The organism is Pseudomonas sp. C11, assembly GCF_034683865.1.
In the GTDB taxonomy this organism is placed as follows: Bacteria; Pseudomonadota; Gammaproteobacteria; order Pseudomonadales; family Pseudomonadaceae; genus Aquipseudomonas.
In genome coordinates this window covers 432,026-447,156 of the sequence record NZ_JAWIIP010000001.1, presented here as the reverse complement: position 1 = coordinate 447,156, position 15,131 = coordinate 432,026, and the positions used below count along the sequence as shown (strand labels likewise).

11 protein-coding genes are annotated in these 15,131 nt (G+C 62.6%); 9 read left to right on the top strand and 2 right to left on the bottom strand.

From position 1 onward, the window contains the following. The first annotated feature begins 17 nt into the window (after positions 1–17). Positions 18–3,122 (top strand): multidrug efflux RND transporter permease subunit, encoded by a 3,105-nt coding sequence (locus VC352_RS01965; protein ID WP_322977891.1) that lies wholly within the window; start codon positions 18–20, stop codon positions 3,120–3,122. After that, a complete protein-coding gene (locus VC352_RS01960; protein WP_322977890.1) occupies positions 3,119–4,618 on the top strand; it encodes an efflux transporter outer membrane subunit in 1,500 nt (499 codons plus the stop codon). The genes VC352_RS01965 and VC352_RS01960 overlap by 4 nt, the downstream gene beginning before the upstream one ends. A gap of 38 nt (positions 4,619–4,656) precedes the next feature. On the opposite strand, the gene VC352_RS01955 is transcribed toward VC352_RS01960, so the two are convergent. Beyond that, positions 4,657–5,664 carry a TRAP transporter substrate-binding protein gene (locus VC352_RS01955; RefSeq protein WP_322977889.1) on the bottom strand — a complete coding sequence of 336 codons (1,008 nt, stop codon included), beginning with the start codon at positions 5,662–5,664 and terminating at the stop codon, positions 4,657–4,659. A gap of 313 nt (positions 5,665–5,977) precedes the next feature. Between VC352_RS01955 and tam the strand changes: the two genes are divergently transcribed. The 7 genes from tam (at position 5,978) to VC352_RS01920 (ending at position 13,481) form a co-directional block, all read left to right on the top strand. Beyond that, the gene (gene tam / locus VC352_RS01950) at positions 5,978–6,739 is read left to right on the top strand and encodes a trans-aconitate 2-methyltransferase (RefSeq protein ID WP_322977888.1); all 762 of its coding nucleotides are present in this window, start codon (positions 5,978–5,980) and stop codon (positions 6,737–6,739) included. Between the two features lie 357 nt (positions 6,740–7,096). Continuing rightward, positions 7,097–8,128 (top strand): GlxA family transcriptional regulator, encoded by a 1,032-nt coding sequence (locus VC352_RS01945; RefSeq protein ID WP_322977887.1) that lies wholly within the window; start codon positions 7,097–7,099, stop codon positions 8,126–8,128. Between the two features lie 344 nt (positions 8,129–8,472). Further along, entirely contained in the window at positions 8,473–9,597 is a 1,125-nt protein-coding gene (locus VC352_RS01940; RefSeq protein ID WP_322977886.1) for a branched-chain amino acid ABC transporter substrate-binding protein, read from the top strand. Between the two features lie 105 nt (positions 9,598–9,702). Next, positions 9,703–10,617 carry an ABC transporter permease subunit gene (locus VC352_RS01935; RefSeq protein ID WP_322977885.1) on the top strand — a complete coding sequence of 305 codons (915 nt, stop codon included), beginning with the start codon at positions 9,703–9,705 and terminating at the stop codon, positions 10,615–10,617. A gap of 4 nt (positions 10,618–10,621) precedes the next feature. Beyond that, positions 10,622–11,893: a high-affinity branched-chain amino acid ABC transporter permease LivM gene (gene livM, locus VC352_RS01930; RefSeq protein ID WP_322977884.1), complete on the top strand. Its 1,272-nt coding sequence runs from the start codon at positions 10,622–10,624 to the stop codon at positions 11,891–11,893. After that, positions 11,890–12,768, top strand: coding sequence for an ATP-binding cassette domain-containing protein (locus tag VC352_RS01925; protein WP_322977883.1), 879 nt, complete (start codon positions 11,890–11,892; stop codon positions 12,766–12,768). The genes livM and VC352_RS01925 overlap by 4 nt, the downstream gene beginning before the upstream one ends. Beyond that, complete coding sequence (locus tag VC352_RS01920) at positions 12,765–13,481, top strand: ABC transporter ATP-binding protein (protein WP_322977882.1); 717 nt, start codon at positions 12,765–12,767, stop codon at positions 13,479–13,481. The genes VC352_RS01925 and VC352_RS01920 overlap by 4 nt, the downstream gene beginning before the upstream one ends. Before the next feature lie 150 nt (positions 13,482–13,631). On the opposite strand, the gene nuoN is transcribed toward VC352_RS01920, so the two are convergent. Beyond that, positions 13,632–15,116: an NADH-quinone oxidoreductase subunit NuoN gene (nuoN, locus tag VC352_RS01915; RefSeq protein WP_322977881.1), complete on the bottom strand. Its 1,485-nt coding sequence runs from the start codon at positions 15,114–15,116 to the stop codon at positions 13,632–13,634. Positions 15,117–15,131 lie beyond the last annotated feature (15 nt).

Here is a 15,131-nt window from a genome sequence, read left to right as displayed (position 1 = left end):
CATGGGGGCAAGCGCGCATGAACCTGTCCGCGCCCTTCATCCGCCGCCCGGTGGCAACGCTGCTGCTGAGCCTGGCGATCATGCTGCTCGGCGGGGTCAGCTTCGGCCTGCTGTCGGTGGCGCCGTTGCCGCAGATGGACTTTCCTACCATCACCGTGCAGGCCAGCCTGCCCGGCGCCAGTCCGCAGATCATGGCGGCCACCGTCGCCACGCCGCTGGAACGTTCGCTCGGCGCCATTTCCGGCGTCAGCCAGATGAACAGCCGCAGCAGCCAGGGCAGCACGCGGATCATGATCCAGTTCGATCTGGACAAGGACATCAATACCGCTGCGCGTGAGGTGCAGGCGGCGATCAATGCGGCGCGCGATCTGCTGCCCAGCGGTATGCGCACCATGCCCAGCTACCGCAAGATCAACCCGTCGCAGGCACCGATCATGGTGCTGTCGCTGACCAGTACGACGCTGAACAAAGGGCAGCTGTACGACGTGGCCTCGACCATCCTGGCGCAGAAGCTGGCCCAGGTCGGTGGCGTTGGCGAAGTGCAGGTCGGTGGCAGCTCCTTGCCGGCGGTGCGTGTGGCGCTGGAGCCCCGCCTGCTCGACCACTACGGCATTGCCCTGGACGATGTGCGCCAGGCCATCGCGCAGAGCAACGCGCTGCGGCCCAAGGGCGCGGTCGAGGATGATCAGCGGCGCTGGCAGGTACAGGCCAGTGACCAACTGGAGAAAGCGGCCGATTACGTGCCGATGATCATCCGCTACCAGGACGGCGCTGCCGTACGCCTGGGCGACGTGGCCACCGTCACCGATGGTGTGGAGGATCGCTACAACAGCGGTTTCTACAACGACAAGGAGTCCGTGCTGCTGGTGATCAACCGCCAGAGCGGGGCGAACATCCTGCAGACCATCGACGACATCCGCGCCCAACTGCCGGCCTTGCGCGAGGTGATCCCGGCCAGTGTCGAGCTGGAGGTGGCGATGGATCGCTCGCCGGTGATCCGTGCCACCCTGCATGAGGCCGAGCAGACGCTGCTGATCGCCGTGGCGCTGGTGATCCTGGTGGTGTTGGCGTTTCTCGGGCGCTGGCGCGCTGCGCTGATTCCGGCGCTGGCCGTGCCGGTTTCGCTGATCGGCAGCTTTGCCGCCATGTACCTGATGGGTTTTTCCCTCAACAACCTGTCGCTGATGGCGCTGATCATCGCCACCGGCCTGGTGGTGGACGACGCCATCGTGGTGCTGGAGAACATCACCCGCCACATTCATGCCGGCGAAACGCCGATGGCCGCTGCCTTCAAGGGCGCTCGCGAAGTGGGTTTCACCCTGCTGTCGATGAACCTGTCGCTGGTCGCGGTGTTCGTTTCCATCCTGTTCATGGGCGGCATCGTCGAGCGCCTGTTCCGCGAATTTTCGCTGACCCTGGCGGTGTCGATCGTCATCTCGCTGCTGGTGTCGCTGACCCTGACGCCCATGCTCTGCGCGCGCTGGCTGCGCGCCGAGGACGAGGCCAGCAGCAACGCCTGGCAGCGTTGGGGCGAGCGCGTGCAGGCGCGCGTGCTGGGCTTCTACGGCCGCACCCTGGACTGGGCGCTGCGCCATGCGCTGCTGATGCTGCTGAGCCTGCTGGCGACCATCGCGCTGAACGTCTACCTGTTCGTCAGCGTGCCCAAGACCTTCATGCCGCAGCAGGACACTGGCCAGTTGATCGGTTTCATCCGCGGCGATGATGGTTTGTCGTTCCAGGTCATGCAGCCGAAGATGGAGGCCTTTCGCAAGGCCGTGCTGGCGGATCCGGCGGTGCACAGCGTCGCCGGGTTCATCGGCGGCTCCGGGGGCATCAACAATGCCTTCATGATCGTGCGCCTCAAACCCATCGCCGAGCGCAAGCTGTCGGCGCAGGCGGTGATCAATCGTCTGCGTAAGGAAGTGCCCAAGGTGCCGGGTGGGCGCATGTTCCTCATGCCGGATCAGGATCTGCAGTTCGGCGGGCGCGAAGGGCGCAGCTCGGAGAACGAGTACATGCTGCTCTCCGACGACCTCGACGCCCTGCGCCAATGGTTGCCACGGGTACGTGAGGCCCTGCGCGCGCTGCCCGAACTGACTGACATCGATGCCAAGGAGAACGAAGGCGCCCAGCAGATTCGCCTGGTGGTAGACCGTGAAACCGCCAAGCGTCTCGGTGTGGACATGAGCATGGTCACTGCGGTGCTCAACAACGCCTTCAGCCAGCGCCAGGTGTCGACCATCTACGAGGCGCTCAACCAGTACAGCGTGGTCATGGAGATCAATCCGCAGTACGCGCAGTATCCTGAAGCGCTGAACCAGATCCAGGTGGTCACCGCCGACGGTGCACGCGTGCCCCTGTCGACCTTCGCCCACTGGGAGCGCAGCCTGGAAGAGGATCGCGTGCAGCACCAGGGCCAGTTCGCGGCTGAAACCGTCGGTTTCTCCCTGGCCGAGGGCGTCAGCCTGGAGCAGGCCAGCCAGGCCATCGAGCGTGCGGTGGCGAGGCTCAGCCTGCCCACCAGCGTGCAGGGCACGATGGGCGGCACGGGCGCCGCCTTCCAGCAGACCCAGGGCAACCAGCCACTGATGATCCTGCTGGCGCTGCTGGTGGTCTATATCGTCCTCGGTGTGCTCTACGAGAGCTATGTGCATCCACTGACCATCCTTTCCACCTTGCCGTCGGCCGGTGTCGGCGCATTGCTGGCGCTGGAGCTGGTGGGCATGGAGTTCAGCCTGATCTCGTTGCTGGGGCTGTTCCTGTTGATCGGTATCGTCAAGAAGAACGCCATCCTGATGGTCGACCTGGCGCTGCAACTGGAGCGTGGCGAGCGCCTGAGCCCGCAGGAATCGATTCGCCAGGCCTGCCTGCTGCGCTTCAGACCGATTCTGATGACCACCCTGGCGGCGATTCTCGGCGCTCTGCCCTTGATGCTGGGCACCGCCGAGGGCGCGGAAATGCGCCAGCCGCTGGGCGTGACTATCGTCGGTGGCCTGGTGCTGAGCCAACTGCTGACCCTTTACACCACCCCGGTGATCTACCTCTATTTCGACCGCTTGCGGCACCGCGTCAATCGTTGGCGTGGCGTGCGCAGTGATGCTTCGCTGGAAAACCCGCTATGAAACCCGCCGCATCCGCAGGAGCGAGCTCTGCTCGCGCAGTTTTTACCCTCACCCCGTTCGCGCGCAGAGCGCGCTCCTACGGTTTGTTCGTGCTGCTCGGCGTGCTGGCCGGCTGCGCCATTGGCCCTGACTACCAGCGCCCGGAGCTGGCTGTGCCGGCGCAGTTCAAGCAGGTCGAGGGCTGGACGCCGGCCAGTCCCGCCGACGCCCTGGCGCGCGGCGCCTGGTGGGAGTTGTACGGCGACGCCGAGCTCAATGCGCTGGTCGAGCGTCTGCAACTGTCCAACCAGAATCTGGCGGCATCCGAAGCCCAGTACCGGCAGGCGCGGGCGCTGGTACGGGGGGCGCGGGCCAGTTTCGCACCGACGCTGTCCGGCAGTGCCGGCGTGACGCGCAGCGGCCAGGGCGGCGGCAGTGCGTCCGGTTCCACTGTGAATGGTTCGGGCGTTTCCAAAAGCTATGACCTGAGCCTGAGCGCGGCCTGGGAACTGGATCTGTGGGGCAAACTGCGGCGCAACCTGGAGGCGAGCCAGGCCAGCTACGAGGCCAGCGCTGCCGATCTGGCCGCGTTGCGCCTCAGCCTGCAGAGTGAACTGGTGCAGAACTACCTGCAGTTGCGCGTGCTCGACGAGCAGAAGCGCCTGCTCGACGCTACCGTCGCTGCCTACTCGCGCTCGCTGCGTCTGACCGAAAACCAGTACAACGCCGGCATCGTGCCGCGCTCCGACGTCACTCAGGCGCTGACCCAGCTTAGAAGCACCGAGGCGCAGGCCATCGATCTGAACTGGCAGCGCGCTCAGCTCGAACATGCCATCGCCGTATTGGTCGGGGTGAGCCCGGCCGAGCTGAGCATCGCCGCGCGCGACAGTCTGCCGACGTTGCCGGCCGTTCCCGTGGCGTTGCCCTCGCAGTTGCTCGAACGTCGGCCCGATGTCGCCGCCGCTGAACGCCGGGTCATGGCTGCCAATGCGCAGATCGGCGTGGCGGAGGCGGCCTGGTTCCCGGATCTGAGCATCAGCGCCAGCGGTGGCTATCGCGGCAGCAGCTTCGCCGACTGGATCGATGTGCCCAACCGTTTCTGGTCACTCGGCCCGCAACTGGCCCTGACCCTGTTCGACGGTGGCGCGCGTAGCGCCGAGCTGCAGCGCACCCAGGCAGCTTATGACCAGACCGTGGCGCAATATCGCCAGGCGGTGCTGGACGGCTTCCGTGAAGTGGAGGATTACCTGGTGCAACTGCGCGTGCTGGAGCAGGAAAGTGGCGTGCAGCAGCAGGCGCTGGACGCCGCCCGCGAATCCTTGCGTCTGATCGAGAACCAGTACCAGGCGGGTACCGTCGACTACAACAGCGTGGTCAACGTGCAGGCTACGGCACTGAGCAACGAGCGCTCCAATCTGACTTTGCTGGGCAATCGGTTGCTGGCCAGCGTGCAATTGATCGCCGCGCTGGGCGGTGGTTGGCAGGTCGGGGAGTTACAGGAGCAGGCCGCGCAGTAACGGTCGGCATGGCGGGCATTCGCCATGCCGACTGGCCGTCATTCGCGGTGCTTGCGATTGACCGTTTGCGCCGCCTTGATCACGTCCTTGCCGATCTGATCCTCGAATTGCGCCCACACCGGGCGCATGGCATCGCGCCAGGCCTGGCGCTGTTCCGGCGTCAGGCTGATGACCTGGCTGCGCCCGGAATCGATGATGCGCTGGCGGTCGGCCTGGTTGTCGGCTTCGGCCTGCTTGTTCACTGCATAGGTCACTTCGTCGATGATCGCTTCCAGTTCGGTACGAACCTGGTGCGGAATGCTGTACCAGAAGCGCGAGTTGCTCACCAGCATGTAGTCCAGCACGCCATGGTTGGTTTCGCTGATGAAGGGCTGCACTTCATGCAGTTTCTTGCTGTAGATGTTCGACCAGGGGTTTTCCGCCCCTTGCACCTTGCCGCTCTTCAATGCGTCGAAGACTTCGGAAAAGGGCAGTTTCTGACTATTTGCGCCAATCACGCTGAACTGTGATTCCAGTACCGCCGAGGGTTGGATACGGAAATTCAGGCCCTTGGCGTCGGTGGGCACATGCAACGCTCGGGTAGCGGAAAGCTGCTTCATGCCGTTGTGCCAATAGGCCAGGCCGGCGATGTCGTGAGCTTCCATAGAGCGCAGCAGTTGGCGGCCCTTGGCGCGTTTCTGGAAGCGGTTGACGGCCTCCAGGTCATCGAACAGGAACGGCAGGTCGAACACCTGTAGCTGCTTGGTGTATTGATCGAACTTGGCCAGCGAGGGTGCCAGCAATTGCACTTCGTTGTTGCGCAGGGCGTCCAGCTCGTTGGCATCGCCATACAGCGTGGAGTTAGGGTAGACCTCGACCTTGACCTTGCCTTCGAGGCGTTCTTCGACCAGCTTCTTGAACAGCAGCGCACCCTGGCCTTTGGGCGTGCTGTCGGCTACCACGTGAGAGAACTTGATCAGGATAGGTTCTTCGGCCAGCGCCACCTGGCAACTGAGGGCGGCCAGCGCCAGGGCGCCGGTAGCCAGGGCTCGGATGGTGTTGAACATACTGCTTCCTTTTCTTCTTGTCGGTCGTGCGAGCACTCATGGAGGGTGCTCGGTGTTGGTCGCTGGGGCCCATCGCGATGAGTATGGCAGGGGATTGTCGGGCCGCAGGCGTGCCCTTCATTCGCAAGGGTTGTGCCATTGTGGCGAATTTCCGCCAGCCTGTTTGCTGATGTAAGAGGGCTGTGATCGACTTCACGTGGCACGGCGGCTTTCCGCCACTCGGCGACTGATCGAGAGCGGAAAACTGCCGGTGATCTGTGGCCAGGCGTAGCCTGTTATCCTGCGGCGTAGAATGTGTTTTAGGTGCCTGAAGATGACCTGGTCTGCCCAGCAGTATTCCCTGTTCGAACGTCAACGTACGCGCCCGGTACATGACCTGCTGGCGGCGGTACCGCGCGAGGGTATCGAGCTGGCCGTCGACCTGGGGTGTGGCCCCGGTAACTCCACGGCCGTGTTGCAGGCGCATGCACCCGAGGCGCAGGTGATCGGCATCGACAGCAGCGACGACATGCTGCGTGCGGCGCGTACGCGTCTGCCGCAGGTCAGCTTCCAGTTGGCGGATATTCAGCATTGGCAGGCCGAGCGCGCGCCACAGCTGATCCTGGCCAACGCCTCGTTGCAATGGCTGCCTGATCACACCGGGCTATACCCGCGATTGCTCGCGCAGTTGGCGCCCGGCGGCTGGCTGGCGATCCAGACGCCTGACAACCTGCAGGAGCCGGCACACCGTCTGGCCAGAGAGGTGGCGACTGACGGGCCATGGGCTGCGCGTATTGCGCATGTGCAGCATGCAGAGCGGCACGACGCGCCGACCTACTACGACATCCTCGGCGCCCACGCCAGCGAGCTGGATATCTGGCGCACCACCTATTTCCATGTGCTGGACGATGCAGCAGCGGTGGTGGAGTGGTTCAAGTCCACGGCGCTTTTGCCGTTCCTGCAGCCGCTGGACGCCGAGCAGCAGGCGGCTTTTCTTGAGCGCTATGAGGCAGCGATTGCCGAGGCGTATCCGGCGCAGGCTGATGGCAAGGTGCTGCTTCCGTTCCCGCGGTTGTTCATGGTTGCACGGCGTTAGGCACAGCCAGTGCGCATCACAATGCCGTGCGGCAGACCTCAAGTGGTCACGAGCAGCGAATGCACCTCGAGATCGGGCGCGGCATGCAGAACCCTGACGACAGGTATTTGGTTGACCGAATAAAAAGGTGATTCTGCCGGAATCTGTCGCTTTCTAGACGTCAGAGGCCGCTACGGCGACGAGGTAATTGCTCGCGGAGCCGGAGAGTATCCGAATGGCACTCTGGAGGTGGTACTCCCTGCTGTAGAGGTCATGGCAGCTTTCAGGAAAGCCCGGTTTGGTGATATCGATGCAGGCTCGCGTGACGACACCATCGTTCTGCATGGGCCATAACGTTCGACAGGAAATTGTCTGGCTGTGAAAACATCGTTCGAGAGTGTCCTCAAAGACAGGAACCGTATTTACCTAGAGCCAAAGCAAGGTCAGGCGCAGCCTGCCGCTGTCTTCTCCGTGGCCTTCGTGTTGCTGGAAAACTTCTCGATGATGGCCTTCACTGGCGCGGTGGATGCTTTGGTCACGACCAATCTGATGAGCACCACGCCTCTCTACAAGGTGCTCGTGGTCGGCAATCAGGACGTGGTGATCAGCGACCTGGGCATTGCCATCTCCGTCGACTGCCGACTTGCCGACCTGAATGAACGAGCGCAGCACATGATCGTGGTGTGCGGTGGTTTCCGCACTCATTTGCAGGCCATCCCACTGCTGCGCAGCAAGTTGCGCCAGGCCGAGGCGAGCGGCGTCACGCTCGGTGGATTGTGGAACGGCGCTTACTTTATCGCCGAGGCGGGACTGCTGGATGGTTACGAGTGTGCGTTCCACCCGGAAGGGCGGGTAATGGTCACCGAGCTGTTCCCCAAGGTGAAGGTGAGCAGCCGTTCCTATGTGGTCGATCGCAAGCGAGTCAGCTGTGCCGGAGCCAACAGTTCGCTGCATATGATGTTGGAGATCGTGCGGCAAACCGCTGACGCCGAGCTGGTCGGCTCAGTCGAGGAGGTGCTGAGCTGCGACAGGATGGGGCAGACCTACGATGTTTCCGTGGCTTCGATCGATCTTGACCCCACCTTGCCCAACTCGCTCAAGACCGCGCTCGAGTTGATGCACAACAACATAGAAGACCCTATCGGCATCGGCGAGATCGCTCGTTACTCCGGTATTTCCCGCCGTCACCTCGAGCGCTTGTTCTGTTTTCACATGAAAGCGACTCCGCCCCGCTATTACCTGGAGCTGCGCCTTTCCAGAGCCAGGCAATTGCTGCAGTACACCAACAAGCCATTGCTCGAGGTCGCGGTCGCGTGCGGCTTCGTGACACCTTCGCATTTCCAGCGCCGCTTTCGCGAAATGTTTGGCGTCGCGCCTGGTCGGTTCCGCAAGAAAAATAGCGCCTCGTGATTCCTTAGGCCTGTATCGGCCGAGCTTCGTACATCGCCTGCTGTTGCCAGCGTGCTTAACCTGAGCGCTGCACTGGGTGTTGCCGGCTGCTGGTGCGGATGAGTGGATTTTTCGCACTAACCTGGGGCTGGCCTGCGTCATGGCCCAGTGCCGTTACCGAAAGTAAGCGCTGTGCCCGCCAGGCAATCCCGGCAAGGCAGGTGGCACTGATAGGCCTGGAAACCCGTAGATCGGTGGTCTTTCGCGCATTCAGCCCGTGGATTCGCTTCTTTTCAGTTGGTTTTTTTTACTGGCATAAGCCTTGCTCCGTCACTGCTGCCAAAACCAACACTCAGGAGCACCACATGTCGCAGAAGATTTACAGAAAAGGTTTTCTGGCCTTGGCGGTTAGCGCCGCACTGGGCTCTTCTTCCCTGGCTCTGGCCGATGTCGTGATCGGTGTCGCCGGCCCGCATACCGGTGCCAATGCCTCGTATGGCGAGCAGTACTGGCGCGGGGCGACCCAGGCCGCCGAGGACATCAATGCCGCTGGTGGCGTCAATGGCGAGAAGATCACCCTGGTCAAGGCCGATGACGCCTGTGAGCCGAAGCAGGCCGTAGCCGTGGCCAACCGCCTGGTGGATTCGGACAAGGCGGTGGGTGTGGTCGGCCACTTCTGCTCGTCCTCGACCATGCCGGCGTCGGAGGTGTACGACGAGGCCGGTATCATCGCCATCACCCCGGGCTCGACCAACCCGCAGATTACCGAGCGCGGCCTGACCGGCATGTTCCGCATGTGCGGGCGTGATGATCAGCAGGGCATCGTCGCGGGTGATTACCTGGTCGACAAGCTCAAGGCGCAGAAGGTCGCGGTGATCCACGACAAGGACACCTACGGCCAGGGGCTGGCCGATGCGACCAAGGCGCAACTGGCCAAGCGTGGTATCGAACCCGTGCTGTACGAAGGTCTGACCCGTGGCGAGAAGGACTTCAACGCGCTGGTGACCAAGATTCGCGCGGCCGGTGCCGACGTCGTCTACTTCGGCGGCTGCCACCCGGAAGCCGGCCCACTGGTACGGCAGATGCGTGAGCAGGGCGTCAACGCCACCTTCGTTTCCGGTGACTGCGTGGTGACCGACGAACTGGTGACCACCGCCGGTGGCCCGCAATACACCAAGGGCGTGCTGATGACCTTCGGCGCCGATCCGCGGCAGATCCCTGAAGGCAAGGCCGTCATCGAGAAGTTCCGCGCCAGCGGCTTCGAGCCGGAAGGCTACACCCTGTATTCCTACGCATCGGTACAGACCCTGGCGGCGGCCTTCAACGCGGTGGGCAGCACCGACGGGGCCAAGGCCAGCGAATGGCTGAAGGGCCATAGCGTGGATACCGTGATGGGCAAGAAAGCCTTCACCGAGAAGGGCGACCTGCAAGTCTCCGACTACGTGATGTACGAGTGGGACGACCAGGGCAAGTACCACCAACTGCCCTGATTCCGAATGCGCACGGCGGCCGCTCGGGCCGTCGTGCGCGCGCGCTTTGGCATTGCCGCGTACGTCGCGTCGACGCCTGTCTTTTCTGCCTGTGAGAGTTTCTTCATGGACGGCATCTTTCTGCAGCAATTGATCAATGGCGTGACGCTGGGCTCGGTCTACGGCCTGATCGCCATTGGCTACACCATGGTTTACGGCATCATCGGCATGATCAACTTCGCCCACGGCGACGTGTACATGATCAGCGCCTACCTGGCTGCCATCGGCCTGGCCGTGCTGGCCTTCTTTGGCGTCGACTCATTCCCCTTTCTGATTCTCGGCACGCTGGTGTTCAGCATCGTGATCACTGGCGTCTATGGCTGGACCATCGAGCGCATTGCCTACAAGCCGCTGCGCAATTCGACGCGCCTCGCGCCGCTGATCAGCGCCATCGGCATGTCGCTGATCCTGCAGAACTTCGTCCAGCTCAGCCAGGGCGCGCGGCAGCAGGGCGTGCCGACCTTGCTCGACGGGGTGATCAAGTTCCACATCGGCGAAGGCTATGTGCAACTGACCTACACCAAGCTGTTCATCATCGTCGCTTCGCTGATCGGCATGGCGATCCTGCATTACATGATCCAGCACACCAAGCTCGGCCGCATGTGCCGCGCGACTCAGCAGGATCGCAAGATGGCCTCGATCCTCGGTATCGACACCGACCGGGTGATTTCCTACGTGTTCGTCATCGGCGCGTCGATGGCGGCGTTGGCCGGGGTGCTGATCACCATGAATTACGGCACCTTCGATTTCTATGCCGGCTTCATCATCGGCATCAAGGCCTTCACCGCGGCCGTGCTCGGCGGCATCGGTTCACTGCCTGGAGCGATGCTCGGCGGGCTGATTCTCGGTGTGTCCGAGGCGCAGTTCGCGGGCATGGTCAACTCCGACTACAAGGACGTGTTCAGCTTCTCGCTGCTGGTTCTGGTGCTGATCTTTCGCCCGCAGGGGCTGCTCGGCAAACCGCAAGTGACCAAGGTGTAACGGCATGACAGAGACATTCGACTTCAAGGCGGTGCTGCGTGACACCGCGCTGGCCGGTCTGCTCGCGCTGCTGGTGTTCGGCCCCATCGTCGGCATCGTGCTCGACGGCTATGACTTCAATCTGCAGCCGCAGCGCGTGGCGCTGCTGGTGGCCATCGTCATGGCCGGACGTTTTCTGCTCAGCGCCTTCGGCCAGACGGCCAGGGGGCGCAAGTGGTTCGCCGTGTTTCGCCGTAACGACGGCGGCGTGCATGTCTTACCTGCTGATCACAAATCCAGCCTGCGCTTCATCCTGCCGCTGATCATCGTGCTGGCGATCGCCTTCCCGTTCCTGGCCAGCAAATACTGGCTGACGGTGGTGATTCTCTGCCTGATCTATGTGCTGCTGGGACTGGGCCTGAACATCGTGGTCGGCCTGGCTGGGCTGCTCGATCTGGGCTATGTCGGCTTCTACGCCATCGGAGCCTATGGCCTGGCGCTGGGGTATCAGTACCTGGATCTGGGCTTCTGGAGCATGTTGCCGATTGCGGCGGTGATGGCGGCGGTTGCCGGGGCGATCCTGGGTTTTCCGGTGCTGCGCATGCATGGCGACTACCTGGCCATCGTCACCCTCGGGTTTGGCGAGATCATCCGCCTGGTGCTCAACAACTGGATGGAGTTCACCAACGGCCCCAACGGCGTTTCCGCTCCGGGGATCACCTTCTTCGGCATCGAATTCGGTCGCCGCGCCAAGGACGGTGGTACGCCGCTGCACGAGTTGCTGGGCATCAGTTACAACCCCAGCATGTCGATGATCGTGGTCTACGGCGTACTGTTTCTGGTGGTGCTGGCCGTGCTCTACATCAAGCATCGGCTGACGCGCATGCCAATTGGTCGGGCCTGGGAGGCGCTGCGCGAAGACGAAATCGCCTGCCGTGCGATGGGCCTGAACCATGTAATGGTAAAACTCTCTGCGTTCATGATCGGCGCCTCCACTGCCGGCATTGCCGGGGTGTTTTTCGCCACTTACCAGGGCTTCATCAACCCGGCGTCCTTCAACTTTCTCGAGTCGATTCTGGTGTTGGCCATCGTCGTGCTCGGCGGGCTGGGGTCTACCCTCGGCGTGGTCATTTCGGCCTTCACCATGACGCTGCTGTTCGAGCTGCTGCGTGAGTTCGGTGACGTTCGCATGCTGGTGTTCGGTGTGCTGATGGTGTTGATGATGATCTGGCGCCCACGCGGCCTCGTACGCGTTAGTCGAACCGGCTATGCGATTCGCAAGGGGGTGGCGCCATGAAACAGAGCGAACAGATCCTTGCGGTCGACAGCCTGATGATGCATTTCGGTGGCATCAAGGCGCTCAACGATGTGAATTTCAGCATCCAGCGCCACTCGATTTCGGCGCTGATCGGTCCCAATGGTGCCGGCAAGACCACTGTGTTCAACTGCCTGACCGGCTTCTACTCGGCCAGTGGTGGCAGCATCAAGCTCAATGCGCAGGCCACCACGACCAACGTCATCCAGGTGCTCGGTGAGCCGTTTCAGCCCCATGATTTCGTGCAGCCCGGCAGCTTCGCCAGGCGCCTCTGGTACAAGTTGTTTGGCGGTACCCATCTGGTCAACCGCGCCGGATTGGCGCGCACCTTCCAGAACATTCGCCTGTTCAAGGAAATGTCGGTGGTGGAGAACCTGCTGGTGGCCCAGCACATGTCCTCCAACCGCAACCTGCTGGCGGGCATTCTCAACACCCCTGGCTTTCGCCGCCGCGAATCGAAGCTGCTCGACCATGCCTTCTACTGGCTGGAGGTTGTCGATCTGGTCGATTGCGCCAATCGCCTGGCCGGTGAATTGTCCTATGGCCAGCAGCGCCGTCTGGAAATCGCCCGTGCGATGTGCACGCAGCCCGAACTGATCTGCCTGGACGAACCCGCCGCTGGCCTCAACCCGGCGGAGACCCAGGCGTTGAGCCGGATCATTCGTCGCCTGCGTGATGAGCACCAGATTACCGTGCTGTTGATCGAGCACGACATGGGCATGGTGATGGACATTTCCGACCATATCGTCGTGCTCGAATACGGCAACGTGATCGCTCAGGGCACGCCAGAGCAGATCAAGAACGACCCCAAAGTGATCGCCGCCTACCTCGGCGCGGATGAAGAGGATGTGGCATGAGTTCGCCGTTACTGGAGTTCAAGAATGTCGATGTGCACTACGGGCCGATTCAGGCACTGAAGTCGGTAAGCCTGCACATCGATCAAGGTGAGACGGTGAGCCTGATTGGCGCCAATGGTGCCGGTAAATCCACGTTGCTGATGTCGATTTTCGGTCAGCCGCGCGCCAGCGGCGGGCAGATTCTCTATCAGGGCACCGATATCACCGATAAGTCGGCGCACTATGTCGCCTCCAATGGCATCGCCCAGTCACCCGAGGGGCGTCGGGTGTTTCCGGACATGAGCGTGGAGGAGAATCTGCTGATGGGCACCATTCCCATCGGCATGGCCCATGCTGATGAGGATATCCAGCGCACGTTCGAGTTGTTTCCACGCTTGAAGGAGCGGCGCAACCAACGTGCGATGACCATGTCCGGCGGCGAGCAACAGATGCTCGCCATCGCCCGCGCGCTGATGAGTCGGCCCAAACTGCTGTTGCTCGATGAGCCCTCGCTGGGGCTGGCGCCCATCGTGGTCAAGCAGATCTTCGCCACCCTGCGCGAGCTGGCGCAGACCGGCATGACCATCTTTCTGGTGGAGCAGAACGCCAATCATGCGCTGAAGTTGTCGGATCGTGCTTATGTGATGGTCACTGGCGAAATTCGCCTGACCGGCAGCGGTGCTGAGCTGTTGGGCAACGAAGAGGTGCGCAACGCTTACCTGGGCGGGCATTGATCGGAAGCCTGGGGATCGCTGAGGCATATAGCTGTCGCGGCTAAAGCCCCTCCCACAAGTCACCTCGAAGACCTGTGGGAGGGGCTTTAGCCGCGACCCTTAAAAGAAAGCCCCCGCATCTGCGGGGGCTCTTCGTTTGCGGGGCTTCGTTTACTGCGCTAGGCCAACCAATCCGGCCTGCTGCACCAGCTCCAGTAGCGGCTGCGGATACACGCCAAGGAAGAAGGCGAGCAGGGCGACCACCAGCAGCATGATGCCGCCGGCGCGCTGGCCCCAGTCGAAGGGCGCATCGTGGCGATGCAGGTTGGGTTCGCGCATGAACAGGGTGACCATCACCCGCAGGTAATAGAACACGCCGATGGCGCTGCCCAGCACCATGGTGCCAAGCAGCCACCAGAGTTGCGCCTCGACACCGGCGGCGATCACGTAGAACTTGCCGATAAAGCCCGCCGTCAGCGGAATGCCGGCCAACGACAGCATCATCACCGTGAGTACGGCGGTCAGGTACGGACGGCGCCAGAACAGGCCACGGTACTCGTAAAGCGCATCGGCATCGCGACCGCTGTAGGGGGTGGACATCAGGGTGATCACTCCGAAGGCGCCCAGGCTGGTCAGCACGTAGGTGGCCAGGTACACGCCCACGGCTTCCACGGCCAGGCCCTTGCTCGCCACTAACGCCACCAGCAGGTAGCCGAAGTGGGCGATGGACGAGTAACCCAGCAGGCGCTTGAGGTTGTTCTGCAGCAGCGCCAGCAGGTTGCCGAACAGGATCGAGGCAATGGCGATCAGGGTCAGTAGTTCGTTCAGCCAGCCGCCGCTCATGGCCGGGGACATCTGGTACAGGCGCAGCAGCACGGCGAACACCGCCACCTTGCTGGCAGTGGCGAGGAAGGCTGCGACTGGCGCAGGGGCTCCTTCGTAGACGTCCGGCGTCCACAGGTGGAAGGGCACCAGCGACAGCTTGAAGGCCAGACCGATCAACATCATGCCAATGCCGATCTGCACCAGTTGGCTGCTCTCGCGCATCAGACTGATACCGATATCAGCGAAGGCCAGGTTGCCGGACTCGGCATACAGCAGCGCCATACCGAACAGCAGGAAGGCCGAACCGGCTGCCGACAGCACCATGTACTTGATGCCAGCCTCCAGCGAGCGCTTGTTGAAGAAGGCGTAGGCGATCATGCCGTAGGTGGGCACCGACAGCAGTTCCAGACCGATGAACAGGCTGGCCAGGTGCTGCGCGCTGACCAGTACCAGACCGCCAGCGGCGGACAGCAATACCAGTAGATACAGCTCCTCGCGGTTGCCCGGATAGCCCTTGCCCGAATCGCCGCCCAGGTAGGCATGGATCAGCGTGATGCAGGCCAGGCTGGCGGCCAGCACCAGGGCCATGTAGTAGCAGGCGAACTTGTCGATCAGCAGCAGCGGGGTGACTTCGAGCGGCGCCACCTCCAGTGCCGGAATCAGCGATAGCAGCGCCAGGTTCAGGCCCACCACCGAGAGGATGAAGGTCACCGTGTGATTGCGCTTGGCGGCGATGGCCAGCATTACCACGACAGCGGTGAGGCTGGTCACCAGCAGCGGCAGCAGGGCGATCAGGTGTTGCAGGGTGAAGTCGACAGCGTGATGTTCCATGAGTCTCTAATCCTT

Bases quoted from the DNA above. Each gene is read 5' to 3' on its own strand.
- VC352_RS01965 (WP_322977891.1), top strand. From the start codon at position 18: ATGAACCTGTCCGCGCCCTTCATCCGCCGCCCGGTGGCAACGCTGCTG.
- VC352_RS01960 (WP_322977890.1), top strand. From the start codon at position 3,119: ATGAAACCCGCCGCATCCGCAGGAGCGAGCTCTGCTCGCGCAGTTTTT.
- VC352_RS01955 (WP_322977889.1), bottom strand. From the start codon at position 5,664: ATGTTCAACACCATCCGAGCCCTGGCTACCGGCGCCCTGGCGCTGGCC.
- tam (WP_322977888.1), top strand. From the start codon at position 5,978: ATGACCTGGTCTGCCCAGCAGTATTCCCTGTTCGAACGTCAACGTACG.
- VC352_RS01940 (WP_322977886.1), top strand. From the start codon at position 8,473: ATGTCGCAGAAGATTTACAGAAAAGGTTTTCTGGCCTTGGCGGTTAGC.
- VC352_RS01935 (WP_322977885.1), top strand. From the start codon at position 9,703: ATGGACGGCATCTTTCTGCAGCAATTGATCAATGGCGTGACGCTGGGC.
- livM (WP_322977884.1), top strand. From the start codon at position 10,622: ATGACAGAGACATTCGACTTCAAGGCGGTGCTGCGTGACACCGCGCTG.
- VC352_RS01925 (WP_322977883.1), top strand. From the start codon at position 11,890: ATGAAACAGAGCGAACAGATCCTTGCGGTCGACAGCCTGATGATGCAT.
- VC352_RS01920 (WP_322977882.1), top strand. From the start codon at position 12,765: ATGAGTTCGCCGTTACTGGAGTTCAAGAATGTCGATGTGCACTACGGG.
- nuoN (WP_322977881.1), bottom strand. From the start codon at position 15,116: ATGGAACATCACGCTGTCGACTTCACCCTGCAACACCTGATCGCCCTG.